Source organism: Marinobacter sp. (assembly GCF_048269445.1).
Lineage (GTDB): Bacteria > Pseudomonadota > Gammaproteobacteria > Pseudomonadales > Oleiphilaceae > Marinobacter.
The window spans coordinates 1-25,106 of record NZ_JBLXIQ010000002.1 but is presented as its reverse complement, the minus strand read 5'-3'; the positions used below and the strand labels follow the sequence as shown (position 1 = coordinate 25,106).

Annotated in this window: 21 protein-coding genes; 9 read left to right on the top strand and 12 right to left on the bottom strand. The window is 57.0% G+C overall.

Going from position 1 to position 25,106, the window contains the following annotated elements; translation table 11 throughout:
- Window positions 1–9: 9 nt before the first annotated feature.
- The 5 genes from ACN0XM_RS03465 to ACN0XM_RS03445 are packed head-to-tail and all read right to left on the bottom strand — an operon-like array spanning window position 10 to window position 3,801.
- The gene (locus tag ACN0XM_RS03465; protein ID WP_417565535.1) at window positions 10–243 is read right to left on the bottom strand and encodes a glutaredoxin family protein; all 234 of its coding nucleotides are present in this window, start codon (window positions 241–243) and stop codon (window positions 10–12) included.
- Window positions 243–992, bottom strand: a complete 750-nt coding sequence (locus ACN0XM_RS03460) for a YciK family oxidoreductase (RefSeq protein WP_417565534.1) — start codon at window positions 990–992, stop codon at window positions 243–245. The genes ACN0XM_RS03465 and ACN0XM_RS03460 overlap by 1 nt, the downstream gene beginning before the upstream one ends.
- A gap of 58 nt (window positions 993–1,050) precedes the next feature.
- Entirely contained in the window at window positions 1,051–1,737 is a 687-nt protein-coding gene (gene gph, locus ACN0XM_RS03455) for a phosphoglycolate phosphatase (protein ID WP_417565533.1), read from the bottom strand.
- Window positions 1,712–2,428 (bottom strand): bifunctional 2-polyprenyl-6-hydroxyphenol methylase/3-demethylubiquinol 3-O-methyltransferase UbiG, encoded by a 717-nt coding sequence (gene ubiG / locus ACN0XM_RS03450; RefSeq protein WP_417565532.1) that lies wholly within the window; start codon window positions 2,426–2,428, stop codon window positions 1,712–1,714. Before ubiG ends, gph begins: the two co-directional genes overlap by 26 nt.
- Before the next feature lie 35 nt (window positions 2,429–2,463).
- Window positions 2,464–3,801, bottom strand: a complete 1,338-nt coding sequence (locus tag ACN0XM_RS03445; protein WP_417565531.1) for a TRZ/ATZ family hydrolase — start codon at window positions 3,799–3,801, stop codon at window positions 2,464–2,466.
- A gap of 111 nt (window positions 3,802–3,912) precedes the next feature.
- On the opposite strand from ACN0XM_RS03445, the gene mtnA reads away from it, so the two are divergent.
- Window positions 3,913–4,977 (top strand): S-methyl-5-thioribose-1-phosphate isomerase, encoded by a 1,065-nt coding sequence (gene mtnA / locus ACN0XM_RS03440; protein WP_417565530.1) that lies wholly within the window; start codon window positions 3,913–3,915, stop codon window positions 4,975–4,977.
- On the opposite strand, the gene ACN0XM_RS03435 is transcribed toward mtnA, so the two are convergent.
- The 4 genes from ACN0XM_RS03435 to ACN0XM_RS03420 form a co-directional block, all read right to left on the bottom strand.
- Window positions 4,966–5,766: a helix-turn-helix domain-containing protein gene (locus ACN0XM_RS03435; RefSeq protein WP_417565529.1), complete on the bottom strand. Its 801-nt coding sequence runs from the start codon at window positions 5,764–5,766 to the stop codon at window positions 4,966–4,968. The genes mtnA and ACN0XM_RS03435 overlap by 12 nt on opposite strands.
- Window positions 5,767–5,785: 19 nt before the next feature.
- Window positions 5,786–7,957: a carboxy terminal-processing peptidase gene (locus tag ACN0XM_RS03430; protein WP_417565528.1), complete on the bottom strand. Its 2,172-nt coding sequence runs from the start codon at window positions 7,955–7,957 to the stop codon at window positions 5,786–5,788.
- 258 nt (window positions 7,958–8,215) lie between these two features.
- On the bottom strand, window positions 8,216–10,366 hold the full coding sequence (locus tag ACN0XM_RS03425; RefSeq protein ID WP_417565527.1) for a 3-hydroxyacyl-CoA dehydrogenase NAD-binding domain-containing protein: 2,151 nt from the start codon (window positions 10,364–10,366) through the stop codon (window positions 8,216–8,218).
- A 33-nt stretch (window positions 10,367–10,399) separates the two neighbouring features.
- The gene (locus tag ACN0XM_RS03420) at window positions 10,400–11,608 is read right to left on the bottom strand and encodes an acetyl-CoA C-acetyltransferase (protein ID WP_417565526.1); all 1,209 of its coding nucleotides are present in this window, start codon (window positions 11,606–11,608) and stop codon (window positions 10,400–10,402) included.
- 188 nt (window positions 11,609–11,796) lie between these two features.
- On the opposite strand from ACN0XM_RS03420, the gene ACN0XM_RS03415 reads away from it, so the two are divergent.
- The gene (locus ACN0XM_RS03415; RefSeq protein ID WP_417565525.1) at window positions 11,797–12,060 is read left to right on the top strand and encodes a late competence development ComFB family protein; all 264 of its coding nucleotides are present in this window, start codon (window positions 11,797–11,799) and stop codon (window positions 12,058–12,060) included.
- 13 nt (window positions 12,061–12,073) lie between these two features.
- On the opposite strand, the gene ACN0XM_RS03410 is transcribed toward ACN0XM_RS03415, so the two are convergent.
- Entirely contained in the window at window positions 12,074–14,539 is a 2,466-nt protein-coding gene (locus ACN0XM_RS03410) for a DUF349 domain-containing protein (RefSeq protein WP_417565524.1), read from the bottom strand.
- Window positions 14,540–14,713: 174 nt separating this feature from the next.
- Between ACN0XM_RS03410 and ACN0XM_RS03405 the strand changes: the two genes are divergently transcribed.
- Window positions 14,714–15,184 (top strand): regulatory protein RecX, encoded by a 471-nt coding sequence (locus ACN0XM_RS03405; protein ID WP_417565523.1) that lies wholly within the window; start codon window positions 14,714–14,716, stop codon window positions 15,182–15,184.
- A 28-nt stretch (window positions 15,185–15,212) separates the two neighbouring features.
- On the opposite strand, the gene mltF is transcribed toward ACN0XM_RS03405, so the two are convergent.
- On the bottom strand, window positions 15,213–16,718 hold the full coding sequence (mltF, locus tag ACN0XM_RS03400; RefSeq protein ID WP_417566057.1) for a membrane-bound lytic murein transglycosylase MltF: 1,506 nt from the start codon (window positions 16,716–16,718) through the stop codon (window positions 15,213–15,215).
- Between the two features lie 290 nt (window positions 16,719–17,008).
- Between mltF and purL the strand changes: the two genes are divergently transcribed.
- Window positions 17,009–20,914, top strand: coding sequence for a phosphoribosylformylglycinamidine synthase (gene purL, locus ACN0XM_RS03395; RefSeq protein ID WP_417565522.1), 3,906 nt, complete (start codon window positions 17,009–17,011; stop codon window positions 20,912–20,914).
- Window positions 20,915–21,332: 418 nt separating this feature from the next.
- Entirely contained in the window at window positions 21,333–21,644 is a 312-nt protein-coding gene (locus ACN0XM_RS03390) for an NGG1p interacting factor NIF3 (protein WP_417565521.1), read from the top strand.
- Here ACN0XM_RS03390 and ACN0XM_RS03385 read toward each other — a convergent pair whose 3' ends face one another.
- Window positions 21,645–22,205, bottom strand: coding sequence for an NUDIX hydrolase (locus ACN0XM_RS03385; RefSeq protein WP_417565520.1), 561 nt, complete (start codon window positions 22,203–22,205; stop codon window positions 21,645–21,647).
- Between the two features lie 96 nt (window positions 22,206–22,301).
- Here ACN0XM_RS03385 and ACN0XM_RS03380 point away from each other — a divergent pair, with 96 nt between their 5' ends.
- Genes ACN0XM_RS03380 through purT form a run of 4 tightly spaced genes read left to right on the top strand, consistent with a single transcriptional unit; the run spans window position 22,302 to window position 24,818 of the window.
- Entirely contained in the window at window positions 22,302–22,889 is a 588-nt protein-coding gene (locus ACN0XM_RS03380) for an NUDIX hydrolase (RefSeq protein WP_417565519.1), read from the top strand.
- A gap of 1 nt (window position 22,890) precedes the next feature.
- Complete coding sequence (locus ACN0XM_RS03375) at window positions 22,891–23,424, top strand: gamma carbonic anhydrase family protein (RefSeq protein ID WP_417565518.1); 534 nt, start codon at window positions 22,891–22,893, stop codon at window positions 23,422–23,424.
- Window positions 23,421–23,609, top strand: coding sequence for a DUF1289 domain-containing protein (locus ACN0XM_RS03370; RefSeq protein ID WP_417565517.1), 189 nt, complete (start codon window positions 23,421–23,423; stop codon window positions 23,607–23,609). The genes ACN0XM_RS03375 and ACN0XM_RS03370 overlap by 4 nt, the downstream gene beginning before the upstream one ends.
- Before the next feature lie 18 nt (window positions 23,610–23,627).
- Window positions 23,628–24,818 carry a formate-dependent phosphoribosylglycinamide formyltransferase gene (gene purT / locus ACN0XM_RS03365; RefSeq protein ID WP_417565516.1) on the top strand — a complete coding sequence of 397 codons (1,191 nt, stop codon included), beginning with the start codon at window positions 23,628–23,630 and terminating at the stop codon, window positions 24,816–24,818.
- Window positions 24,819–25,106: the final 288 nt, after the last annotated feature.

Below are 25,106 nucleotides of genomic sequence, written 5' to 3'. Positions count from 1 at the left end.
AGGCAATCCTCATTGCAGGAATGTGAGTAATTCATCCCTGGTAAACGGCCAGTCCAGCTCCACTCCGGTGTCGTTACGTCGCAACACCGGGATGCGGGTGCCATAACGCTCAACCAGCTCTTCGGACTGGGCAATGTCCACTACGTCTACCGGTATCGGCTTCGGCATGGAGGTGTTCACCAGCAGGGCTTCGGCCAGCTCGCACAAATGGCACTGGGCTGTCGTATAGAAAAGCAGTTCCATTATTTCGGTTGTGCGTCGAGTCGCTGGCCGTTAACGCCCTGGCTGTCCTTGCCCATGAGATACAGGTAAATCGGCATCAGGTCTTCCGGTGCCGGATTTTGCTGTGGATTCTCCGCCGGATAGGCGCGAGCTCGCATGTTGGTACGGGTGGCGCCCGGGTTCAGACTGTTCACCCGTACATTGTGGCGCTCATCGTCCAGCTCTTCTGACAGTAATTGGCTCAGGCCTTCGACTGCGAACTTGGAGACGGCATAGGCGCCCCAGTAGGCTTTTGCTTTACGACCGACGCCGGAGGAAGTGAAAATCACCGAGGCATTATCGGATTTGCGCAATAGGGGAATCATAGCCCGGCTGAGCAGGAAAGGTGCCGTGGCGTTAACATGCATGACCTTGTTCCAGGTTTCCGGATCGTACAGCTCTACCGGGCTGCGGTCGCCCAGAATGGCAGCGTTGTGCAGCAGGCCGTCCAGCTGGCCGAAATTATCCTCGAGGGTCATCGCGAGTTCTTCGTAATCCTTGACCGCCGCGCCTTCAAAATTCATGGGTACAATGGCGGGCTTAGGGTGACCAGCGGCCTCGATTTCGTCGTAAACCGTTTCCAGCTTGCTGACTGTGCGGCCCACAAGTACTACGGTCGCACCATGGGCTGCATAGGCCTTGGCCGCAGCCCTGCCAATGCCACTTCCGGCACCCGTAACCATCACGATACGGTCTTTCAGAAGATCGGCGGGTGCTTGGTAATCATGCATAACCTGTCTCCGTGTCAGGCTGTTACCGGTATGGAAACCGGATCCTAAGTTTCGCCGACTATTGTAACAGCTTTGCCAGATCGGTGACGGTGTCTGCTATAAGATCGGCTTGCCACAGGTCAACGCTCTCTGGCTGCTCGATGTAGCCATAACGCACGGCAATGGTTTTCATGCCGGCATTACGACCGGCTTCAATATCACGCTCGTGGTCGCCCACATAAATGCCTGTGCCAGGCTCCGTGCCCATCTGCTGGCAGGCAAGGAACAGGGCTTCCGGGTGGGGCTTGCGCTGGGCGACGTGATCCGGACACACCAGCGCGGCGCAGCGGCCTGCCAGGTCCAGCGCCTCGATCAAGGGCACGGCGAACCGGGCCGGTTTGTTGGTGACGATGCCCCAGGGTATGCCACGTGCCTCAAGGGCCGTGAGAAGCTCGTCGATGCCCTCAAACAGGGTGGTTTCAACCGCCACGCCTGTTTCGTAGAGGTCCAGAAAAGCGGTGTGCTTTTCCAGGTAATCCGGGTGGTCCGGTTCAAGCCCGAAGCCCACTCGGATCATCGCCCGCGCCCCGTTGGATACGGAGCGGCGAATGCGCTCCGGGGGCAGGGCAGGCAGGCCATGCAGTTTGCGCAGCCGGTTCAGGCAGCGAATAAAATCCGGTGCCGTGTCGATCAGCGTTCCGTCCAGATCAAAGAGGACCGCAGACGGTTCTGGGTTGGCTTCAGGCTTCACGGGTATCCCTGGCATGCATCAGGTAATTAACGTCCACATCCCGGCCCAGTTTGTAGACCTTGGTAACCGGGTTATAGGTCATGCCCGTAAGCTCCCGGACATCCAGGCCGGCATGACGCAGGTGGTCTGACATTTCCGAAGGTCGGATAAATTTCTTCCACTCGTGAGTTCCCTTGGGAAGCAGCCCGAGCACGTATTCCGCACCAACAATGGCAAACAGGAATGACTTGGGATTGCGGTTGATTGTTGACACAAACAGATGGCCGCCGGGCTTGAGCATGGTGGCACAGGCCCTGATCACCGATGCGGGGTCCGGCACGTGCTCCAGCATTTCCAGACAGGTGACCACGTCGTATTGGCCGACATGGTCTTTCTCCTGGGCCAGTTCTTCGACGGTGATCTGGCGATAATTCACTTTCACCCCGGTTTCCATGCCATGCAGTCGCGCCACGGAGAGCGGCGCCTCGCCCATATCGATGCCCGTTACGTGGGCACCGCGCTGTGCCATGCCCTCAGACAGCAGGCCGCCGCCGCAGCCGACATCCAGGGCCCGCTTGCCGGCCAGGGATACCCGCTCGTCAATGTAGTTCAGACGCAGGGGGTTGATGTCGTGCAGCGGCTTGAACTCGCTGGTAGGGTCCCACCAGCGGCTAGCCAGGGCCTCAAACTTGGCAATTTCATTCCGGTCTACGTTCTGGTTTGTCATGGTTGGTTCTGCCTGGTGAATCAATAGAAAATCGGTTAGTCAGCCTGTTTGCGGATTCGCCCGGCCCAGTCATCGACCCGAAGCATGAGATCGGCGACGTCAATTCGGGTTAGCCGGCCGTCCTGTACTTGTGGTACGCCGTTTATCCAGCTGTGGCTTACGGACCGGCCGTGGTTGCTGTACACGAGATGGGAGGCGGGGTCATAAACTGGCTGCAGGAACGGGTCGCTCAGGTCAACGGCAATAATGTCGGCCAGTTTGCCCGAAACCAGGGAGCCCAGCTCGTGATCCCGGCCAAGGGCCCGGGCACCGTTGATGGTGGCCATCTCAAGGGCTTTGTGGGCAGACAGCGCCGCGGCATCTTCGGCCACAACCTTGGCCACCATGGCAGCTGTACGCAGTTCGCCGAACAAGTCCAGGTCGTTGTTGCTGGCGGCACCGTCCGTACCGAGGGCAACGTTTACTCCGCTATCGAGGAGCTTCTGGACCGGACACAGGCCGCTGGCCAGTTTCAGGTTGGATTCCGGGCAATGGATAACCTGGGCGCCGGACTGCTGCAGCAGGTTGATATCGCTGTTGTCGATCTGGGTCATGTGCACGCACTGGGTTTCCGGGCGCAACACGCCAAGCTCTGCCAGCCGTGCTGTTGGTCGCTTTCCGAGCTTTTCACTGGCCTCAGCCACTTCAAAAGCCGTTTCATGCAAGTGGATCTGGATCCGTGCGCCGGTGTCTTCTGATAGCCGGACCGCTTCCGCCATGGGGCCGTCTGAGACGGTATAGGGCGCATGGGGGCCAATGGCCGGCATGATGTAGCCATCGTCCTTCCAGGTGTTGATAAGCGCTCGACCCTTGCTCAGATACTCTTCTGGCCCGGAACCCCAAGCAGTGGGAAAATCCAGCAAGGGGAAACAGATCTGGGCGCGAATGCCGGCATCGTGGGCGACCTGTGCGGCAATTTCGGGAAAGAAATACATATCCGAGAAGGTGGTGGTGCCCGTGCGCAGCATTTCGGCCATGGCCAGCTGCGTGCCATCGGCAATGAACTGCTCGCTAATGAAACGACCCTCGGCCGGCCAGATGTGATCGTTCAGCCAGGTCATCAGCGGAAGGTCATCTGCCATGCCTCTGAAGAGCGTCATCGCCGCGTGGCCGTGCATATTGATCAGGCCAGGCATCACGACGTGATGTGGCAGATCAACCGTTTCGCGGGTTCTGAATTCCCGGTCTGCCTGTTCCTGAGGTATGACCGCAGCAATCCGCTCTCCTTGAATGATCACGGCCCGGTTATCAAGGACCGTGCCCGCCGGTTCAATTGGGATCAGCCAGCGTGCGTTGATGCGGATATCGGCTGCGGTGATGGTATCTGCCGTCATTAACCCTGCCTTACAGAGGTTGGCGCGGTGCCGCCGCGCTATGGAAATGTAGCCCGGAAGTATAACCGTTATACTGGCGCTTTTCAGCGCTGCAAAACCGGAGCATTTATTATGGCAGAAACCCCGAAACTGTCTTTTGAGCGTGGCATTGGCACCGTTGCCATAAGATGGCATGGCAGCAGTCTTGAACTGCTGGACCAGCGCCTGCTGCCGGGGGAGGAGCACTGGATTACCCTCGAAGGTGCAGCCGGTGTGGCGCAAAGCATTCGGGATATGGTGGTTCGCGGCGCCCCGGCCATTGGTATCAGTGCCGCTTACGGGGTCGCTCTGGCAGCGCGGCACGCTGGCGGTGGTGACTGGAAGGCGGAAATCAAACAATCCATCCGTGAACTTGCGGAGTCTCGCCCTACGGCGGTCAACCTTTTCTGGGCTCTGCAGCGCATGGAGCAGGTATTTCACGAATGCCATTCCCTTGCCGAGGCGGTAAAGCGGCTGGCAAAAGAGGCGGTGGCAATCCATGAGGAGGATCTTGCTGCCAATTTTGCCATGGCGGATCATGCCCTGGAATTTATGGCGCCGGACAAACCAATATCGGTACTCACCCACTGTAACACTGGCGCCCTGGCGACGGGCGGGTACGGGACTGCCCTGGGCGTTATTCGCAGGCTGAACGAGGAAAAGCTGCTGAAGGAGGTCTTTGCCGATGAAACCCGGCCCTGGCTTCAGGGCAGTCGCCTGACGGCCTGGGAGCTGTCCCGCGACTGCATCCCCGTTACCCTGAATGCCGATAGTGCGGCGGCGGCGATCATGGCTGGCGGAAATGTGCAATGGGTCATCGTAGGCGCGGACCGAATCACCGCCAATGGGGATGTCGCGAACAAGATCGGCACATACAGCCTGGCGGTTCTGGCCCGTCATCACAGAGTGGGCTTTATGGTGGTGGCGCCCTCCAGCACCGTGGACATGTCACTGGCCTCGGGCGCGGACATCCCCATTGAAGAGCGTGAAGGACTGGAAGTGCGGGAAGTTCGCGGGATTCCGCTGGCGCCGGAAGGCGTAAAGGTGTTTAACCCGGTGTTTGATGTAACGCCGGCCAGCCTGATTGATGCCATCGTTACGGAAAAGGGGGTGGTGCATAACCCAAATATTACCGGTATGCGGGCACTATTTGGCTGAGGGGCTCTTGCCCCCTGAACGCTTTCTGGGAGCGGGTTGCTTTTCCGGCTTGCCGGGCTCAGCGGGCTCCTTTCCCTCGTAAGCCGCACGCAGTTCCTCCACCTGTCGTTCCTGTTCTTCCACAAAGTGCAGGGACATCTCGAAGCTGTGGCGGGTGAACTCCAGTACCTTTTGGAAACCTTCGTCTGAAAGCGTACGGGCATCATCATGCCGGCGGAAAATATTGATGAATTCCCGTTCACGCTCGAATTGCAGAGGCAGTCTTGCCACGCCCCAGTCATTCAGCAGCTGCCAGACCTCGGGGTTGTAATTGCGGGTGGTGCGCATGATAAACGGAATGGGGTCGTTCCGGGCGATGAGGGCAGCGAGCCTGAGGATCAGTTCAAAGGAGAGGGTGGTGGTGCCGTTTTCAATGGCCTCCAGGACAGATTTGTCTCGGAGGTTCAGGGCCTCGCTCATTTCCGACAGGGTCAGACCGGCCACTTCCCGAATGTCCTTCAAAGATTGGCCCGCGGTGAGCATGGCCCGAAGCTGATCCTGGGAATTGATCAGGGCTCGGCCAACCCGGAGGGAAGTGTCGGTGGCCTTGACCCCAAAACGCAGCGCTGAGCCAGTCAGACTGGCCAGGCGGTCAATGAGGCCTTCTTGAACCCGCTCCTGGGTCGCCGGTTTTTCCAGGCTTTGAACCTCTTCCAGAGAGCGCATGGCATGAAGGGCGTCCAGGAGCATGTCCTGGAGTATTCGCGCCTTCTGCCGGTTGTCCTGTCCGCTGTCGCCGTTTTCAGTCATAGGGGCTGGTGGCTGCGACTTACCTGGCCGGATCCTGAGCCGCAAACTGCTGCGGGGTCAATATGGAAGCCATACGGCCATCCAGATCCAGCATGTCCGCCATGATGTGGCCACCTTCCCGAATGACAAAATCCAGTTCTTCGTCGGTTGAATTGAGGTCTGCGGCCTGCTGGTCCTGCCAGTCTTCAAGATCGTCCAGCGATTCGAACGGCTGCTCGCCTTTGAGCTCCCGGCGGGCATTGGCAATAGCAAGGCGGGTACGCTCAACCTGCTCGTGCTGCTCTCGACGTTCTTCCTGATTAAGGCTGACGCTATCCGTTGCCCGTTGTTCCGCCAGGAAGTTGATTTCCTGTTGCAAAAGACTGAACTCCGGGCTTGTTGAGAAACGCTCTTCATGACGCTTGCGAAGTTCATCAATAATTCCGCTGAAATCGTAATAGCGGGTGTGGGGCACGGCCTCAATCTGATCCCAGGGAAGGGCATGCTCAAGGGCGTCTTCACCGATCCGGGTCTTGTCGATGCGGGACGGAATCTCGATATCCGGGATCACCCCCTTGTGCTGGGTCGAACCGCCGGATACCCGGTAGAACTTCGACTGGGTAATCTTCAGCTGGCCATGGTTTAGCGGTCTGACGGCCTGCACTGTCCCTTTGCCGAATGTCTGAGAACCGACCACCAGCCCTCGGCCATAGTCCTGAATGGCGCCCGCGAAGATCTCGGAGGCGGATGCACTCATGCGGTTGGTCAGAACCACCAGAGGACCGTCGTAGGCAACTAACGGATCTTCGTCGTTGAGTACCTGCACGTCATTGTTGGCGTTACGGATCTGCACGGTTGGGCCTTTGTCGATGAACAGGCCGACCAGGTCATTGGCCTCATGCAGGGCCCCGCCGCCATTATTGCGCAGGTCAATCACCAGCCCATCGACGCCTTGCGCTTTCAGTTCGGCGATCAGCTCGCGAACATCCCGGGTCGTGCTCTTGTAGTTGGGGTCACCGGCCTGCATGGCCTGGAAATCAGCGTAAAAGGTCGGGATGGTGACAACGCCAATGGTGTATTGCTTGCCGGCCCGCTCCAGTTGGAGGGTGTCTTTGCTGGCGCTTTGTTCTTCCAGTTTCACCTCATCCCGCTTGATGGCGATGGTTTTGGTCATAGTTTCATCAGAGGCGGTGGCCGGAATGACTTCCAGGGTCACGGTTGAATTTCTTGGGCCGCGGATCAGATCCACGACTTCGTCAAGACGCCAGCCGATGACATTCACTGGCTTTTCGTCTTCCTGGGACACTGCGACAATCCGGTCTGCCGGTTGCAACTGGCCCTGCTTGGACGCCGGCCCGCCGGGAACCAGCCGAACCACTTTGGTGTACTCGTTGTCCGACTGCAGAACCGCACCGATGCCTTCGAGAGAAAGGCTCATGTTGATGTTGAAGTTTTCGGATGTGCGCGGAGAAAAATACGAGGTGTGCGGGTCCCACATGCCTGTAAACGCGTTCATGTAGGCCTGGAATGCATCCTCGCTTCGGGCCTGGTAAGCGCGTTTTAGCTGTCCTTCGTAACGACGAAGCAGCGTTTCTTCAATAGCATCGTCTTCGGTGCCACTGAGGCGCTGTGCGAGCACTGCATTCTTGATTCGCTTGCGCCAGAGTTCGTCCAGAGCCTGGGTATCAGGCACCCAGTCCGCTTCTGAACGATCGACGAGAATGCGCTCTTTTTCCGAAAAATCCAGTTTGTTGATACCAGTGTCGATCACGCTAATGGCAAACTGCAGTCGCTCAATGATGCGCTGCTGGACCAAGTTGTAGATATCGAAGCCGGGCTGTAGCTGGCCGGTTTTCAGAGCCGATCCCAACTGGCCTTTAATCCGCTCGAACTTCTGGATGTCCGCTTTGGTGAGGTAAATTCGCTGACCATCCAGATAGTCCAGATAGGCATCGAAGACGTCGCCGGACAGCTCATCGCTGATGCCGAGATCACGGAAATGGGTAAACTGCAGCTGACGGGCAATCAGGATATTGGCCCGTGCTTGCTCGATAGTGGGTGCAACTGGCTCGTAGATCGACGGAGAGTCGACTTTGGCCTGCAGTCCCAGTGGCGTCGAGAGCAGCAACGCAACCGTGATCGCCTTGCATGCTCCTGTCCGGATGTTCTGTGCCGGAGAGCGACGGGCCATAATTCTTTCCGCGATGGTCATAAATGCATACCTGACGGTGTTGGGCAGAAAAGCATGGTATAGACGCTTATCTGACCGTGAGCGAATAAATTTATTGTAGGCAAGCGCTACACCCGTTGCCATAGCCAGCACGTATCGGTTCGTGACAATCTGTCCATGAAGCCGTCAGGTTGGTAACCGGAAAGCCTTCGGTGGTGGGCAGACCGGGAGAGGCGTTTTGCCGTGAGAAGGCCAGTGAGAGCGCCGGGAAGGTCCGTCATGCCTCCCGGCGCGATGGCCTCAGGTGAAAGGCGAGTTGCTCTCGGCTCTCTCCAGTAGCAGCTTGGGTGGCGCAAAACGCTCGCCATAGGTGTTGGAGAGCTCCTTCGCCCGCTCGGTGAACGATCTCACACCATACTGATTAATGAACTGTATGGCGCCACCGGTCCAGGGTGCATAGCCGATTCCGAAAATACTGCCGATGTTGGCGTCTTCGATGGTACGCAGAACGCCTTCTTCCAGACAACGGACGGTTTCAATGGCCTGGATGAAAAGGATCCGGTCCTTAAGTTCCTGCAGTCTGACATTTCGTGCCTTCTTCGCATCGACAAACAGATTCTCCAGCTCTGGCCACAAGTGCTTCTTGCCCTCGGCGGGGTAGTCGTAGAAACCTGCACCTGCCGCTTTGCCTTTGCGACCATGCTCGTTAACCATTGCGTCAATCACCGCTTCTGCCGGGTGCGCGTTCCAGTTGCCGCCTGCAGCCTCGGTGTCTTTTTTGCTCTGGTCCCGGATGTGCTGCATCAGGGTCATGCTGACTTCGTCGGAAATTGCCAGCGGTCCCACCGGCATGCCCGCCAGTAGTCCGGCGTTTTCAATGCTGGAGGGGTGAATACCTTCGCCGAGCATGCAGATGCCTTCGTTGACGAAGGTGCCGAATACCCGGGAAGTAAAGAAGCCCCGGCTGTCGTTCACCACCACTGGGATCTTGCCGATCTGCTGAACGTAGTCGAACGAGCGCGCCAGGGTTTCATCGGAGGTTTGCTCGCCCACGATGATTTCCACCAGCTGCATTTTGTCCACCGGTGAGAAGAAGTGCAGGCCAATGAAGTTTTCTGGCCTTGCTGAAGCATTGGCGAGCTGCGTGATGGGAATGGTGGAGGTGTTGGAAGCAAAGATGCCATTGCTCCTCAGCTTGGGCTCCGCCTCCTGCGTTACCTTCGCTTTCAGGCCACTGTCTTCGAACACCGCTTCAATCACCAGGTCGCAGCCTTCCAGGTCGTCTGCGGAGTCCGTGGCCTTGATTCGGCTGAGAATCTCCGCTTTCTGATCCTCGGTCATCCTGCCACGACTGACTTTTTTGGCCAGCAGTTTTTCGGAGTAACTTTTGCCTTTCTCGGCATTTTCGACGGAGACATCTTTCAGCACCACATTGATGCCGCGGGTGGCCGTAGAGTAGGCGATGCCTGCACCCATCATGCCGGCACCGAGCACACCCACCTTGCGGAAGGTTTCCTTGTCGACGCTGTCCGGACGACTACCACCGGCCTTGATGGCGTTCAGCTGGAACCAGAAGGTCCCGGTCATGTTCTTGGCGACCTGGCCAATCACCAGTTCGGCGAAATACCGGGTTTCGATCAGGCTTCCGTTATCAAAGTCTACCTGAGCGCCCTCAACCGCGGCTGAGAGAATGCGCTCCGGCGCCGGATAGCAGCCCTTGGTTTTCTGCTTTAGCATAGCCGGGGCGATTGCCAGTTTCTGGGCCATGGCCGGATGGTGGGGGGCGCCGCCGGGGAATCTGAAGCCTTTCTGGTCCCAGGGTTGTTGGCACTTGGGATTGGCCTCGATAAAGGCACGGGCCTTGGCCATCATGTCGTCGGTGGAATCGGCCAGTTCATCGACAATGCCGGCTTTGAGGGCGGCTTTCGGGTTCACCTTCTTGCCTTCCATCAGGAACGGGAAGGCAGCCTCAAGGCCGATCATCCGGGGCAGCCGCTGGGTGCCACCACCGCCGGGCAGTAGCCCCAGGGTCACTTCCGGCAGGCCAAGCTGGATGCTGTCATCGTTAATGGCAATACGGTGATGGCACGCCAGGGCGATCTCGAGCCCGCCGCCAAGGGCGGTACCGTTGATGGCGGCAACCACCGGCTTACCACTGGTCTCAAGGAGGCGCATATTGGCTTTGAGGCCGTTGACCATATCTTCAAAGGCTTTAGCGTCTTTCCGGGTGACCTTGTGCAGCTCTTTCAGGTCGCCGCCGGCAAAAAAGGTTTTTTTGGCCGAGGCAATGATCACACCCCGGATGTTGTCCAGATCGCCTTTGACTTTCGCGGCGGTCTCCGAGAGGGCTTCCCGGAACGCGGCATTCATGGTGTTGGCAGACTGTCCGGGCATGTCGATGGTGAGGGTCAGGATCTGATCTGAACCCAGTTCATAACGGATGGCACTCATGATCGGTTCTCCTTAAAGAAAAAGTGGACGGGTTCAGACGCGCTCGATAATGGTGGCAATACCCATGCCGCCACCCACGCACAGGGTCGCCAGGCCGAAGCGCAATTCACGGCGTTCCAGCTCATCCAGCAGGGTGCCGAGGATCATCGCCCCGGTGGCACCCAGCGGGTGGCCCATGGCGATGGCTCCGCCGTTCACGTTCACTTTTTCATCGGGAACCGAGAGTTCCCGCTGGAAGCGCATCACGACAGAGGCGAAGGCTTCGTTCACTTCAAACAGATCAATCTGGTCTGCGGTCATGCCCGCCTTTTCCAGCGCCTTTCTGGCTGCCGGGGCAGGGCCGGTAAGCATGATGGTGGGGTCCGTGCTGGTGACCGCTGTTGCGACGATGCGGGCGCGGGGCTTAAGGCCCAAGGCCTTCCCCTTGACTTCATTGCCAATCAGCATGGCGGTGGCACCATCGACAATACCGGAGGAGTTGCCGGCATGGTGCACGTGATTGATCTTTTCGACGTAATGGTATTTTTCCCGGGCAACGCCGTCGAATCCCATTTCGCCCATCATCTGGAACGAGGGTCTGAGGCCGGACAGGGATTCGACGGTGGTGCTGCCGCGCACATGCTCGTCATGATCGAGAATCACCACGTCGTTTTGGTCAGTGACGGGAATAATGGATTTTCCGAAGTAGCCGTTTTGCCAGGCGTTGGCGGCTTTTTGTTGGGATCTCACCGCAAAAGCGTCTACATCTTCTCGGCTGAAGCCTTCGAGTGTGGCGATCAGGTCCGCCCCGATGCCCTGGGGCATAAAGCCGGTATGAAGGTTGGTCTCCGGATCGGTGGCCCAGGCCCCGCCGTCCGAGCCCATAGGTACTCGGGACATGGCTTCTACGCCGCCGGCAACCACCAGATCTTCCCAGCCTGAACGCACCTTCATGGCCGCCAGATTGACGGCCTCGAGCCCCGAGGCGCAGAAACGGTTCAGGGTAACCCCCGCCACCTTCTCATCCCAGTCTGCGGCAAGAGCCGCGGTTTTGGCGATATCTGCGCCCTGGTCACCAATGGCGGTCACGCAGCCCATGACAATGTCATCGACCTGGGCGGTGTCCAGACTATTTCTCTCCTGCAGTGCGCGGAGCACGGTCGTCAGCAACGTGATGGGTTTGACGCTGTGGAGTGATCCGTCTTTTTTTCCGCGCCCTCTGGGTGTGCGGACTGCATCGAAGATATACGCCTCGGTGGTCATTGAATGTCCTCTGGTGGTGTTTGTTTCGGGATTTTTTACCGATAACACAACCATAGCTGGTCGCAGCTGTGGGGTGTAATGACGCGGGCTGCCAATCGCATTGGCGAAATTGCTCAGGATCCATGACAAGCGGTGGTGTGGCTTCTATGGTAATTAGTAACCGCAGACGAATTCAGGAGGCGTTTGCAATGTCTCTGCAAGATGCAATCGACAATTTCTACGAACGGCTGGTGGTGGATGCGATCGCCGCCACTGGCGAGGATACCGATTCCGCAGACTATCTGACTGACGTGATGTGCGTGGCGCTAAACCGTCTGCCCACGCGTTATTATCGCCATTCCATCGATATGATGTTCTATCTGGCGGATGAAGAACTGAAGGAGATGAAACAGAAATCCCTGGTCGCCGTGAAAGGCGCCAGGGAATTTGTCCGGGAGCACCAGCGGGAGTAGCCCGTTCATCTGCTTAGGAATTGATCAGGTTGGAAAGTGCGCCGTTCAGGCGCTCCGCTAGCTCGCGATTTGCGGCAGGACCAGTCCCGGCCAGGCACCAGTTGGCCACCAGCTTTTCCACGTCCTTGAGTTGATCGCCGCCGGTATCCGACGAACCCATGCCATCGGCCAGGCGCTGTACCTGGATTTCCATTCGGCGTTGCTGATCCGAGTCCGGTGATGGCACGCCGCAAAGGATTTCTGCGCGGATCACCAGTTCTGCCGGGTCCTGGGTATCTGAAGTGTCTGCCAGTGCAGACCAGTGGTCCGGGGCTGCCTCGGTCACCGCTTCGCCGGTTGCAGATGCCAGCACAAGCGACTGCCAGGACGCCATCTTTGACCGCAATTGCAGGCTGGACAGAATCCGGGTCAACCTCTGTTTCTCCTGTTGAACCCGCTCCCTGAGGTTGTTGGACAGGGAGGAGGTATCAATTTCCCGGAGTCCTGCCATCGCGGCTGTTATTGTCTGCTCGTCACTGTCGCCACTTACCCCGGCTGATTTCTGCAGGTTGGCTTGTGCCGACTCGTCAGCGGCGCGAGAGGCCTGCTGTTGTTCGGTGCGTTCGGCATCCCGGCGAGCGAATATCTGGTCGCAGGCCTTGCGGAAAGCCTGCCAGAGTTTCCGGTCTTCCCGGTGGCGAGTAATACCAATGGCCTGCCAGTCAGTTTGCAGCGACTTGGCCTGATTCATGGCGTCCTGCAGGGGTTCATAGTCCACCAGCGCCTGTGCTTTCTGGACGATCTCCTGCTTCAGCCCTTCGTTTTTTCGCCGCTCCTCTTCTAGCGGGGCCTCCAGCCTTTTTAGCAGATCATCGAACCGCTTCTGCACCTGCCGGTTGTCACGGAACTCCACAGGCCAGGCATCTTTCCATTCCTGGCGCGCGGTCTGGTGAATGCGCTCGGCGCCTTTCCAGTCGATGGAAGACCAGTCAGCATTATCCAGGAAGGTCTCCAATTGCTCGCAAATGGCGGATCGTTTCTCCAGGTTGGCCTGTTTTAAACCGGATTTTGCTGAGAAATAGACTTTGCAGGGCTCGTAGGCCTTGTCCGACGCCGCCTTGAAGCGAGACCACAGGCTGCGGTCTGATGACCCGCCCAGTTCGCGCCACTCGTTCTGCAAGTCCTTGATCCGTTCCGCCTTGGCTTCCGGATCCATCGGCTGGTCGGCCAGGTACTCCATCTGCTCACACAGGGCAATCTGCTTTGGCTCTGTGGCGAAACCCTGCCAGTCGGAAAGCTCCCTTAATTGGCCGGTCAGTAGCTGCATCCGGGCCTGGAAGGGTTTGCTGTAGCGATGGTCAAGATCGCGCAGGTGCTGCTGGGCCGTCTTGAATAGCTGCTTCGATTCTTTAAGCTGCTTTGCCTCAAGCGCCTCTTCCAGTTGATGCAATTCGGTCTGCAGGCGAGCTGCCAGGGCTTTTTGCCGTTCCTGGTCCGCCGGGACTTCGATGGGGGCCTTGCGCTTACCGGCCAGTTTGCGGAGCGGCTCAAGCAGCACCGGGCTGGGGTAGCTTTCCGGCCAGCTGATTTCCTGCATCAGTGTTTTTGCCCGGGCGCGGTCATCCTCAGATGCGTCCTCTTTGCTGTTGAGAACCGCGCTGAGCTCGGCAATCGTCTCACGCTCCTGATTGATGCGTTTGACTGCACTCAGGTAATTACGCAGGGCGAGCATGGCGGTCTCGTAGGTTTTCTGCTCCTGCTTTTCGACGGCGGTGTCCCGGGTGGCCTCAAGCCAGCGGTTTTCCTGGGTCTTCTGCAAGGCATCCAGAGAAGCCTGTGAGGGCAGGCTCTCCGGCGGCTGCGACTTGAGCTCGTCCAGAGTGCTGGTAAGCATGTTCAGGGTTTCCCGCCGCTGCACTGTCTGCTCGCGCTGGCGTTTTTCAGTCTCGGCAGCGGACTGGATGGCCGCTATCCTTTCTTTGCATAGATGAACCGCCTCAAGGAAGGTTTGGGCCTGTTCAGGTGAGGCATGATTTTCCACCGCTGACCATTGTTTCAGCATGGATTCCAGACGGGCTTCGTAGAGCTTGGTGTCGTCACTCCGTGCCTGGTCCCGGGCGTGGCTAATGAGGGTGGCAATGGTTTGACTGATACCGTCCAGGCGGGTCTGTTCTTCCCGCAGTTTCTGGAGCGTCAGTTTGACGGTCTGATAAACCCCTTTATCTTTCCCCTTGGCCTGCTTCAGAACTTGTTGAAGGCTGCTCTCCTCCGTTAATCGGCCGGCGGCAGTCTGGCGGATGTCAGCCGTTGCGCCCTCAATCGCGATGTTTGCCAGGACATCCTGTGAGGGAGAGCCTGCCATCGTTCTGAGTTGCTCTTCTCTCTGGCTGGCTCGCGTGTCTTCCTGCTCGACCGGGGCAGGCTGGGGGGCCTTCCGGCTTTTCGGGGCAGTATCGGGTGTCTTGCGGGATCTGAACAGTTTCTGGATGAACGCGGCCATAAGAGTATCCTTTGGTGTTGAAACCAGTTCACGGTGTCGGGCAAAGTTAAGCCGCCACCGGCCATCGGCGCCCGGGTGTGGATGCCGGGTAGTTTCAGCGGCCGGTCTGTCTGGCCAGCTGGAGAAATTCGCGGCTAGTCTAGCGTTTTGTAGGTGTATGCGGAAAGGGTCTGTATGGCAAAACAGGAAAATCATGAGGATCAGGAATACAAGGCCCGGGCAACGGCCCTCAGGCTGCTGGCCAGACGGGAGCACAGCCGACTGGAATTGAATCTGAAACTCCGTCAGAGGAAAGTCCCGGGCGAGATTATCGAGTCTGTACTCGACGACTACGAGAGCGAAGGTTGGCTCGACGACAACCGCTTTGCCGATGTCTACGCCCGCCAGCGAATGGACCTTGGGTATGGGCCCTTGCGAATTCTGGGTGAACTCCAGCAACGCGGGGTTCACCGCAGCCCGGACTGTCTTGAGGAAATGGGGGACGAGGACTGGAACCAGAAGGCGATCGGTTTAAGGGAAAAACGGTTTGGCCTGGCGGATCTCAGTGAAGACTGGAATGAAAAGGTTCGCCAGGCGCGGTTTCTGAGTCGGCGAGGGTTTTCCACCAGTCAGGTGGAGTGCGCCCTTGAAGCCCGGTCAGACTGACGCTCCCGCAAGCGTTGCAGCTCGAAGATCAGAGCGTGGGTGGGATCATTCCCAGCTCCGGCGGCAGAGCCGCCCTGAGCTCTGAGCCCGCTCTTGGATCATCGTGTGGGGTATCTTTCATGTTTTGCCCTTCCATCTGTACCAGTTGCGGTTTTATCGCAGGGGGTTGGACTCCTGGTTCGTGAAGGCGCGCCAGCACATCGTAGTAGCGCCGGATATTCTGAACATAAGCTACCGGTTCATTGCCCCTCGCATAGCCAAAGCGGGTCTTTGAATACCATTCCTTCTGGGCGAGCAGAGGCAGGAATTCCTTGACGTCCATCCACCGGTCGGGATCCTTTCCGGCGCTTTCGGTCAGACGCCTGGCGTCCTCCAGATGCCCGAAGCCCACGTTATAGGAGGCCAGGGCAAACCAGCTCCGGTCAGGCTCTGGAATTCGCTCCGGAATCTTTTCATGCACTATTCTGAAATACTTGGCGCCGCCCTGAATGCTCTCTTCGGCATCCAGCCGGTTATTGATACCGATGTGGCTGGCGGTGTTGCGAGTTAGCATCATCAGGCCACGCACGCCAGTGGGCGACACGGCGTTGGGGCGCCAGTGCGATTCCTGGTAGCCGATGGCGGCAAGCAGCCTCCAGTCAATGTTGTACTCCTTGGCGTATTCCCGAAACAGCGGTTCATATTTAGGTAGTCGGCTTTTTACGTGGTGCATGAATGTGCGGGCGCCGACATAGTTCAGTCGATCCAGGTGCCCGTAAAAGCGTTCGGAAATCTGGGCAAGGGTGCCATCAACCCTGAGCTTTTCCAGAAACTCTTCGGCGGCCTTGGCCAGTGATTCGTCCTGTGCGGCGGGGAAAAACCAAGTGAGTTCCCGGGGGACCCCGATGGCAAAGGCCTCTTTCACCATGGGATAAAAGACCTGGTTCATTTCAAGTACATTGGACGAAATGGTTGCATACCGAAATTCGCCGCTTTCCACCCGGCTGAGAATCCCAGCGGCATCGAGGCCAGGGTGGATCTGCCACTGAAGTTCGGGAAGGTCTGACTGAGCCTCAGATAGGCGTTGCTCGTGGTTGCTGTCCGCAACGACATGGACCGTTTTATCGGCAAGATCTGCCAGAGACTCCGGACGCTCAACATCCCGGTTGTAGATCAGCACAGATTGGGCTGCAATGCCTGTCGGCACCGTTCGGTATTCGTCGGAAAGCGCTGTTTGGCTGGAAAGACCAGCCATGCCGATATGGGCGTAATTTTGCCTCAGAACAGAGAGAATTTCTGTATTGTCTCCGGCGACGCGAATGCTCAGTTTTACGTCCAACTCATCGGCGAAAAGTTTTGCCAGCTCGTAGTCGTAACCGGTTGGCCCGCCCTCTTCTTCGATATAGATGGAGGGTGCAACACGGGTAATCACATGCAGCACACCCTCCTCACGGATTTCCTGAAGGGTGGAGGGTTGTGAACAACCTGCAGAAATGAGGGCAACACCAAAGAGAAGAAGCGCCCTGACGGGTGTGCCTGCTATCGCAGTACTAATTCTCGACAAATCCTTGGTCTCCGTTACAGCTGGATCATCTGGATACGGCGACCGTGAAAGTCCCGTACCCTTGTTTATCCTGAGCGTGGATTCCCTTTCCACTCCTTTAATGATCCTTGGTGTCGGGGGTCTGGTCAATAAATCTGGTTAATTAATATGCAAAACAATGTCAATTGTACTGTCCGGGATTAACGTTTCCAGCGCTGTATCCTGACCCCGCTTTCGAGTATCATGGCGGCCTTTCAGATTGCATCCAGACTTCCCCGTTTCGCGCGATACAGGTTGATATCATGCTTGAACTTCGCGGCGCACCCGCGCTTTCGCCATTCCGTTCCCGCAAATTGCATTCCCGAATTCAGGATGTCGTGCCTGAAATCGAGCATGTCTATGCAGAGTTCATGCACTTCGTCGATATGGAGGCCGACCTTTCAGAATCCGAGCAGGCCATTCTTGACCGGCTTCTGACCTACGGGCCGACCGTGCCAGTGGAAGAGCCCGATGGCGTGCTATTTCTGGTCGTGCCACGGCCCGGCACACTCTCACCCTGGTCTAGCAAAGCGACAGACATCGCCCGGAACTGCGGGCTTCGGCAGATTCACCGGATCGAGCGAGGCACGGCCTACTATGTTCGGTCTCGCCGCAAGTTGGGACTGGAACAGCGTGAGAAAATCGCCGCGCTGTTGCACGATCGCATGACCCAGAAGGTGTTTCACGAAATGGGCGGTGCGGAATTGCTGTTCAGCCACGAAGAGCCGCGGCTCCTTGGGCGGGTTCCGGTTCTGGCTGGCGGCCGGGATGCGCTGGTGGAGGCAAACTCACGTCTCGGCCTGGCGCTTGCCGAAGATGAAATCGACTACCTGGTAAAATCTTTCACGGATCTTTCGAGGGACCCGACCGACGTTGAACTGATGATGTTCGCCCAGGCGAACTCCGAGCATTGCCGGCACAAGATTTTCAATGCCTCCTGGGATATCGACGGTGAAGGCCAGGAAAAATCCCTGTTTGCCATGATCCGTAACACCTATGAAATGAATAGCGAAGGTGTTCTCTCGGCCTACAAGGACAACGCCTCAGTTATCCGGGGCAGTCGTGGTGGCCGCTTTTTCCCGGATCCCGAGACCGGTGTATACGGCTATAACGAGGAAGACATCCACATTCTCATGAAGGTGGAGACCCATAACCACCCGACGGCCATTGCGCCAGCGGCCGGTGCAGCGACTGGTTCCGGCGGCGAAATCCGGGACGAGGGGGCCACCGGTCGTGGTTCCAAGCCCAAGGCAGGCCTGGCAGGCTTTACGGTCTCCAACCTTAACTTGCCCAATGATCCCCAGCCGTGGGAGATCAACTATGGCAAACCTGAGCGGATTGCCTCCGCTCTCGACATCATGATTGAGGGCCCCGTTGGCGGTGCCGCGTTCAACAACGAATTTGGCCGCCCCAATCTGGCCGGCTATTTTCGAACGTTTGAAGAAAAGGTGCCCGGTGCTGCCGGTGAGGAAGTGCGCGGGTATCACAAGCCGATCATGATTGCCGGCGGTCTCGGCAATATTCGTGAAGAGCATGTGGAGAAGGGCAACATACCGGTGGGGGCGAAGCTGATTGTCCTCGGCGGGCCTTCCATGCTGATCGGGCTCGGTGGCGGCGCTGCCTCTTCCATGGATTCGGGTTCCAGTAATGAAAATCTCGATTTTGCGTCGGTACAGCGTGACAACCCTGAAATGGAGCGCCGCTGTCAGGAAGTGATCGACCGTTGCTGGCAGATGGGCGACAAAAACCCCATCGCGTTTATTCATGACGTGGGCGCCGGCGGTCTTTCCAACGCTATGCCGGAGCTGGTCAAAGACGGCGGCCGTGGCGGCAAGTTCGAACTGCGCGATATCCCGAGCGACGAACCGGGCATGTCTCCACTGGAGATCTGGTGTAATGAGTCGCAGGAACGTTATGTCATGGCAGTGGCTCCTGAACATCTGGAGCGATTCGATGCCCTCTGCCGACGTGAGCGCTGCCCGTATTCTGTGATCGGTGAGGCAACGGAAGCGCATCACCTCGAGCTTGGCGACTCCTATTTTGACGACAAGCCTGTTGATTTGCCTATGGACGTGCTGTTTGGCAAGCCGCCCCGCATGCACCGTAGCATCAGCCGCGCTTCGTTCACCAAACCGGTTTTTGATTCCACCAAGGTTGATCTGCACGACGCGATCCGTCGGGTTCTCCGCCTGCCGTCCGTGGGCTCGAAGGGCTTTCTGATCACTATCGGTGACCGCACCATCACAGGCCTGGTTGCCCGTGACCAGATGGTCGGGCCCTGGCAGGTTCCGGTCGCAGACGTGGCAGTCACTGCCAGCTCCTTTGACGTCCGCACCGGTGAAGCCATGGCGATGGGCGAGCGTACGCCGGTTGCCCCGATCGATGCGCCGGCTTCCGGCCGTATGGCCGTGGGTGAGGTGATTACCAATCTGGCCGCGGCGCCCATTGGCAGGCTTTCCGACATCCGGTTGTCGGCTAACTGGATGGCCGCAGCAGGCCACCCAGGCGAAGACGAAAACCTCTATGAAACGGTTCGTGCAGTGGGCATGGATCTCTGCCCGGAGCTTGGAATTACCATCCCGGTTGGTAAGGACTCCATGTCCATGAAGACCATGTGGGAAGAAGATAGCGGTGAGCAGAAGAGTGTAACTGCACCGCTTTCGCTGATTATCAGCGGCTTTGCTCCGGTCACCGATGTGGCGAGGACTCTGACGCCACAGCTGGTAAAAGATGCCGGTGAAACCGATCTGATCCTGGTTGATCTGGCGGCCGGCCAGAACCGCCTGGGCGGCTCTGCATTGGCGCAGGTCTATCGTGCGGTGGGTGCGGTAGCGCCGGATTTGGACGACCCCGAGGATATCAAGGCCTTCTTCGCCGTGATCCAGGGCCTCAATTCGGACGACAAGCTTCTGGCTTACCACGACCGCTCCGACGGTGGTCTGTTTGTAACTCTGGTTGAGATGTGTTTTGCCGGCCGCTCTGGCGTCGACATCAAGCTTGATGGCCTGGCAGAAGACCGTACCCAGTTTGCACGGGAACTCTTTAACGAAGAACTGGGTGCTGTGATCCAGGTGCGGCGGGAAGACACCGGTTTCGTGCTGCAGCAGTTCTCAGCGGCCGGGCTTGGTGATCACATTAGCGTGATTGGCAGCCCGAACGACACTGACCGGTTGCGCCTGACCTTTGAGGGCTCGACGGTTGTGGATGAGGCACGCGTTGAGCTGCAGCGCTTTTGGGCTGAGACGAGCTACCGTATCCAGTCTCTGCGGGATAATGCTGATTGCGCTCAGGAAGAATTTGATAACCTTCTGGATGTCGAAGATCCGGGCCTTCACGCTGAGCTTTCCTACGATATCAATGATGATGTGGCTGCACCTTACATCAACAAGGGCGCACGTCCAAAGGTGGCTGTTCTGCGCGAGCAGGGTGTGAACGGGCAAGTGGAGATGGCGGCCGCTTTTGATCGTGCCGGCTTCGAGTCTGTTGATGTGCATATGAGCGATCTGCTCTCTGGCCGCGTGACTCTGGATCGCTTTAACAGCCTTGTGGCCTGCGGTGGCTTTTCATACGGCGATGTTCTTGGCGCCGGCGAAGGCTGGGCCAAGTCTATTCTGTTCAGCGACCGTGTCCGGGATCAGTTCGCAGCTTTCTTTAACCGGCAGGATACGTTGGCACTTGGTGTCTGTAACGGATGCCAAATGCTTTCCAATCTGCATGAGTTGATTCCCGGCAGTGAGGGCTGGCCCCGATTCGTTCGCAATCAGTCAGAGCAATTCGAGGCTCGCCTGGCAATGGTCGAAGTGATGCCGTCGCCATCGGCCTTTATGGATGGTATGGCTGGTTCACGTATGCCCATTGCTGTCGCGCATGGCGAGGGCAGGATCGAGTTTGCCGGTGGCACCTCTGCGGGGGCTCTTTCTGAACATGAACTGGTGGCCCTGCGTTTTGTCGATAACCGGGGTGAAGCGACAGTTCGTTACCCTTACAACCCGAACGGGTCGGAAGCGGGCATCACCGGCGTTACTACCCGCGACGGTCGTGTAACCATAATGATGCCTCACCCCGAACGTGTGTTCCGAGCTGTACAGCATTCCTGGCGCCCTTCTGAATGGCAGGAAGACGGTTCCTGGATTCGTATGTTCAGAAATGCGAGGCGCTGGTTCGGCTGATCAATTTAATTGGCCTGAATTAAAGCCGGCTTTGGATGCGCTCGTCATGAGCGTTTACACCAAAGCCGGTTTTTTTTGGTGCCCTGTTTTTGAGCGTTATTCAAGAGAAAAAAGCTGTCAAAGTCGCAATAATTCCCTTGACTCAGTATTTTTATGCACATTTCTGGGGCCTTGCTGTTTGTTCTGTGAACAAAGAACGGGAATTCGGTTCAACTTTTGGCCATAAAGTATAAGGCATTGATAATTAAGGCTTAAATTTAGCCGGTGAATTTGTCGCCAATTTAACGGAAGTGTAGTGATTACGGGGTTTGAGGGCGTGTTCCCAAAATCTTTCCCCAGAGTTATCCACAGATTCTGTGGGTAAGTGTCTAAGCTATTAATCTGTACAAAAAATATCCGATTTCAAGGAGGGTTTTCGATGTACAAGATGTGTTATTTCGTCCCGGAAGCGCATGTCGAAAAAACAAAGCGGGCATTGTTTGATGCAGGTGCCGGCCGCATTGGCGATTACGACTGTTGCGCCTGGCAGTGCCTCGGCAGGGGGCAGTTTCGTCCCCTGGAGGGAAGCGACCCTTTCCTTGGTAACACCGGTGAGGTTGAAGTTGTGGGCGAGTACAAGGTGGAGCTGGTTTGCGAGGATGACCTGATCCAGGATGCCCTTGCTGCGCTCAAGCGTGCTCACCCTTACGAGGAACCCGCTTATGAAATCTATCGCCTGGAGGACCTCTAGTTAGTCAGCGTTCCGGTGGTTTGCTGACATCGGGTGCCGGATGTCGCTGACATGAACACCGAAAGATTCGTTTCTGAGGTCTGAGAGAAAAAGCTCAAGGGTTCGGCGAACGGTCGGGAAGGAGATTTCACCCCAAGGTATTTCATCAAGCTCGAACAGCCTGGTTTCCAGGGACTCCTCGCCGGCGCCGAATTGGCCGTCCTTGAGTGTGGCCCGATAGAACATATGTACCTGGTTGATATGCGGTACGTCGATAATGGAATAGAGGCCCTCTATATTCACTTCCGCCAGCGCTTCCTCAAGGGTTTCCCGTTCAGCCGCTTCGATGGTGGTTTCGGCGTTCTCCATAAAACCTGCGGGAAGTGTCCAGTAGCCATAACGCGGCTCAATCGCCCGCCGGCACAGGAGAATCTTGCCCTCCCAGACAGGTACGGTGCCAGCGACGATGCGAGGGTTCTGGTAATGTATGGTCTCGCAGTTGATACAGACATAGCGGTGCCGGTTGTCGCCTTCGGGGATGCGTTGTTCAACCGGATGGCCGCATGTGCTGCAGTACTTCATGATTTTCCCCGTATACTTTAATGGTTTGGTAGTCAGTTTAACGATCCTGACTGCCTCTGTCTCATCCAACATCAGGATGTACCTTGGAGACGAAACTTGCGTGATTTACTCGCTGAGCGCCTGGCCGGCTATGCGCCCCGACAGCTCGCTCTGGATTATCCCGAAGCCGGCATATTAGTGCCCGTAACCGAGGATCCACGAAACCCCGAGATGATCTTTACGCTCAGATCGGAAAATCTGAGCACACATCGGGGGCAGGTGGCTTACCCGGGCGGAAAACGTGACCCCGGCGACCGGTCCCTGGCGGCGACCGCATTGCGGGAAACCCACGAAGAAATTGGTTTGCCGCCGGATCAGGTGCAGATTATCGCACCACTCAGTCAGGTAATGTCCCGTTACGGTATTCTGGTTACTCCTTACGTGGGCGTAATTCCCCGAGATCATCCGCTGGAGCCGAATCCTCATGAGATTGAGAGTATATTCCGAGTGCCTCTGTCCTTTTTCCTTGAAGACAAGCGGGAAAGAACGGACGCTCTAAACTTTCTTAACCATACTTTTTATGTGCCCTGCTACCGCTGGGAGCGTTACCAGATATGGGGGCTGTCTGCAGTGGTTCTGGTCGATTTTCTGAACGCTGTGTACGATGCCGGAATTGATTTGCTTGAACCGCCCGAAGGAGGCTGACATGTTTTACCAGTTGAACGATCGAACGCCGGAGCTTGAAGGAGACGGGCAGTTCGTGGCGGAAAATGCTTCGGTGATTGGTCATGTGCGTCTGATGGAGAAATCCAGCGTCTGGTTCAACGCGGTTGTCCGCGGTGACAATGAGTTGATTACCATCGGGCCGGAAACGAACATTCAGGACGGTTCGGTGTTGCACACCGACCCCGGTATACCGCTGACTTTGGGAAAGGGAGTAACCGTCGGCCACAAGGTCATGTTGCACGGCTGTGAGATCGGTGATTATTCGCTCATTGGCATCAACGCGGTGGTTCTAAACGGCGCCAAAATCGGCAAGCACTGTCTTATTGGTGCCAATGCCCTGATTCCGGAGGGTATGGAGGTGCCGGACGGCTCCATGGTTGTAGGCTCGCCCGGTAAGGTCAAGCGCGAGCTGACTGAAAGTCAGAAGAATATGCTGGAAATGAGTGCGCAGCACTATGTGCAGAATGCTGCCCGTTACATCAGTGGCCTGAAGCCCTGTGAGCCTAAGAGATGAATGTGGCTGATAAGGTACGTTCACCCTGCGTGAGTATTTGTGCACTGGACAACGATGATATGTGCATCGGCTGCCATCGAAGTGGTGACGAGATTACCCGATGGACTCAAATGGACCATGAAGAAAGGCTGCATGTACTCCAGAACGTCGCGGAGCGCGAGAAGAAATCTCTGATTCACGGCTAACAAAGGCGCTGGTAGATCATGAATGACAAAGTTCGAATTGGTACTCCTCTTAAAAGTAACGCCTTCAAGGTTCTCCTCTGTGGCTCTGGGGAACTCGGAAAAGAGGTGGTTATCGAGTTGCAGCGGTATGGGGTTGAGGTGATCGCTGTGGATAGGTACGCCGATGCACCCGCAATGCAGGTGGCCCATCGGAGCCATGTTATCGACATGCTGGACGGTGCTAGCCTGCGCCGTATTATTGAGCAGGAAAAGCCCAATCTGGTCGTTCCGGAAATTGAAGCCATTGCAACGCCCGAGCTGATCAGCCTAGAGGAAGAGGGTTACCGCGTTATCCCGACGGCCAGGGCAGTTAACCTTACGATGAACCGGGAAGGTATTCGTCGACTTGCGGCAGAAGAGCTGGGGCTGGCAACGTCTCCCTACAGGTTTGCCGGGACTCGTGAAGAGTACCTTGCGGCCGTAGAGGAGATCGGATTGCCCCTGGTGGTGAAGCCGGTTATGAGTTCCTCTGGTAAAGGTCAGAGCACCGTTAAAACTGAGGGTGAAGTTGAAGCCGCGTGGGAATATGCCCAGTCTGGTGGCCGGGCCGGTAAGGGAAGGGTGATTGTTGAAGGCTTTGTAGATTTTGATTACGAAATTACTTTGCTGACGGTCAAGCACCGGGACGGTGTCTCTTTCTGCGAGCCCATAGGGCACAGACAGGAAGACGGCGATTACCGAGAGTCCTGGCAACCTCAGGCAATGGCACCACTGGCTTTTGATCGTTCGGCAGAAATTGCCCGTGCCGTGGTAGAGAATCTGGGTGGCTACGGCATTTACGGCGTTGAACTATTTGTGAAAGAAGATAATGTCTGGTTTTCCGAGGTTTCACCTCGCCCCCATGACACCGGCCTGGTAACACTTGTTTCCCAGGAACTGTCTGAGTTTGCACTTCACGCCCGGGCCATACTTGGATTGCCCATTCCTGCAATTCGACAGAATGGTCCGTCCGCGTCCGCAGTTATTCTCCCGGAAGGTGAATCATCAGAGGTTGCTTATACTGGTCTTGAGGCTGCGCTTGGTGAACCGGACACTCAGCTGCGCCTGTTTGGCAAGCCGGAGCTGAAGGGACGCCGCCGTATGGGGGTTGCCCTGGCAAGGGGCGCTTCGATAGAGGAGGCGCGCGAAAAAGCTCGTAATGCCGCCGGTTCAGTAAAGGTTGAAGTCTGAACTTTATTTCGGCTGGAGGGTCTTAAGGTGACGGTGTTTAGGCTATTTTTGAAAAAAGTTAAAACGAATCGTTGACACTTTGGGGCAGGTCTGTAGAATGCGCATCTCCTTCGAGGGGCAAGCCACTTAAGCGGCTCCGGATTCGAAGGGCAACTGTTTGAAAGTATTCGAAAATTTGATGTTTGAATTGTTCGAAATTAACGGTTGACAGGGTGGCGAAACGATGTAGAATACGCCTCCTTGATTGAGCCACGGCTCAAACGCTCTTTAAAAAGTTAACCAAGTAAT

What these genes read in the sequence shown, in the direction of transcription:
- ACN0XM_RS03445 (WP_417565531.1), bottom strand. Translation starts at nt 3,801, where the DNA reads ATGACGGCAGATACCATCACCGCAGCCGATATCCGCATCAACGCACGC.
- ACN0XM_RS03430 (WP_417565528.1), bottom strand. Translation starts at nt 7,957, where the DNA reads ATGACCATCGCGGAAAGAATTATGGCCCGTCGCTCTCCGGCACAGAAC.
- ACN0XM_RS03415 (WP_417565525.1), top strand. Translation starts at nt 11,797, where the DNA reads ATGTCTCTGCAAGATGCAATCGACAATTTCTACGAACGGCTGGTGGTG.
- ACN0XM_RS03410 (WP_417565524.1), bottom strand. Translation starts at nt 14,539, where the DNA reads ATGGCCGCGTTCATCCAGAAACTGTTCAGATCCCGCAAGACACCCGAT.
- ACN0XM_RS03465 (WP_417565535.1), bottom strand. Translation starts at nt 243, where the DNA reads ATGGAACTGCTTTTCTATACGACAGCCCAGTGCCATTTGTGCGAGCTG.
- ACN0XM_RS03385 (WP_417565520.1), bottom strand. Translation starts at nt 22,205, where the DNA reads ATGAAGTACTGCAGCACATGCGGCCATCCGGTTGAACAACGCATCCCC.
- ACN0XM_RS03405 (WP_417565523.1), top strand. Translation starts at nt 14,714, where the DNA reads ATGGCAAAACAGGAAAATCATGAGGATCAGGAATACAAGGCCCGGGCA.
- ACN0XM_RS03425 (WP_417565527.1), bottom strand. Translation starts at nt 10,366, where the DNA reads ATGAGTGCCATCCGTTATGAACTGGGTTCAGATCAGATCCTGACCCTC.
- ACN0XM_RS03370 (WP_417565517.1), top strand. Translation starts at nt 23,421, where the DNA reads ATGAATGTGGCTGATAAGGTACGTTCACCCTGCGTGAGTATTTGTGCA.
- purT (WP_417565516.1), top strand. Translation starts at nt 23,628, where the DNA reads ATGAATGACAAAGTTCGAATTGGTACTCCTCTTAAAAGTAACGCCTTC.
- ACN0XM_RS03460 (WP_417565534.1), bottom strand. Translation starts at nt 992, where the DNA reads ATGCATGATTACCAAGCACCCGCCGATCTTCTGAAAGACCGTATCGTG.
- ACN0XM_RS03435 (WP_417565529.1), bottom strand. Translation starts at nt 5,766, where the DNA reads ATGACTGAAAACGGCGACAGCGGACAGGACAACCGGCAGAAGGCGCGA.
- ACN0XM_RS03375 (WP_417565518.1), top strand. Translation starts at nt 22,891, where the DNA reads ATGTTTTACCAGTTGAACGATCGAACGCCGGAGCTTGAAGGAGACGGG.
- ACN0XM_RS03390 (WP_417565521.1), top strand. Translation starts at nt 21,333, where the DNA reads ATGTACAAGATGTGTTATTTCGTCCCGGAAGCGCATGTCGAAAAAACA.
- ubiG (WP_417565532.1), bottom strand. Translation starts at nt 2,428, where the DNA reads ATGACAAACCAGAACGTAGACCGGAATGAAATTGCCAAGTTTGAGGCC.
- mtnA (WP_417565530.1), top strand. Translation starts at nt 3,913, where the DNA reads ATGGCAGAAACCCCGAAACTGTCTTTTGAGCGTGGCATTGGCACCGTT.
- purL (WP_417565522.1), top strand. Translation starts at nt 17,009, where the DNA reads ATGCTTGAACTTCGCGGCGCACCCGCGCTTTCGCCATTCCGTTCCCGC.
- gph (WP_417565533.1), bottom strand. Translation starts at nt 1,737, where the DNA reads ATGCCAGGGATACCCGTGAAGCCTGAAGCCAACCCAGAACCGTCTGCG.
- ACN0XM_RS03420 (WP_417565526.1), bottom strand. Translation starts at nt 11,608, where the DNA reads ATGACCACCGAGGCGTATATCTTCGATGCAGTCCGCACACCCAGAGGG.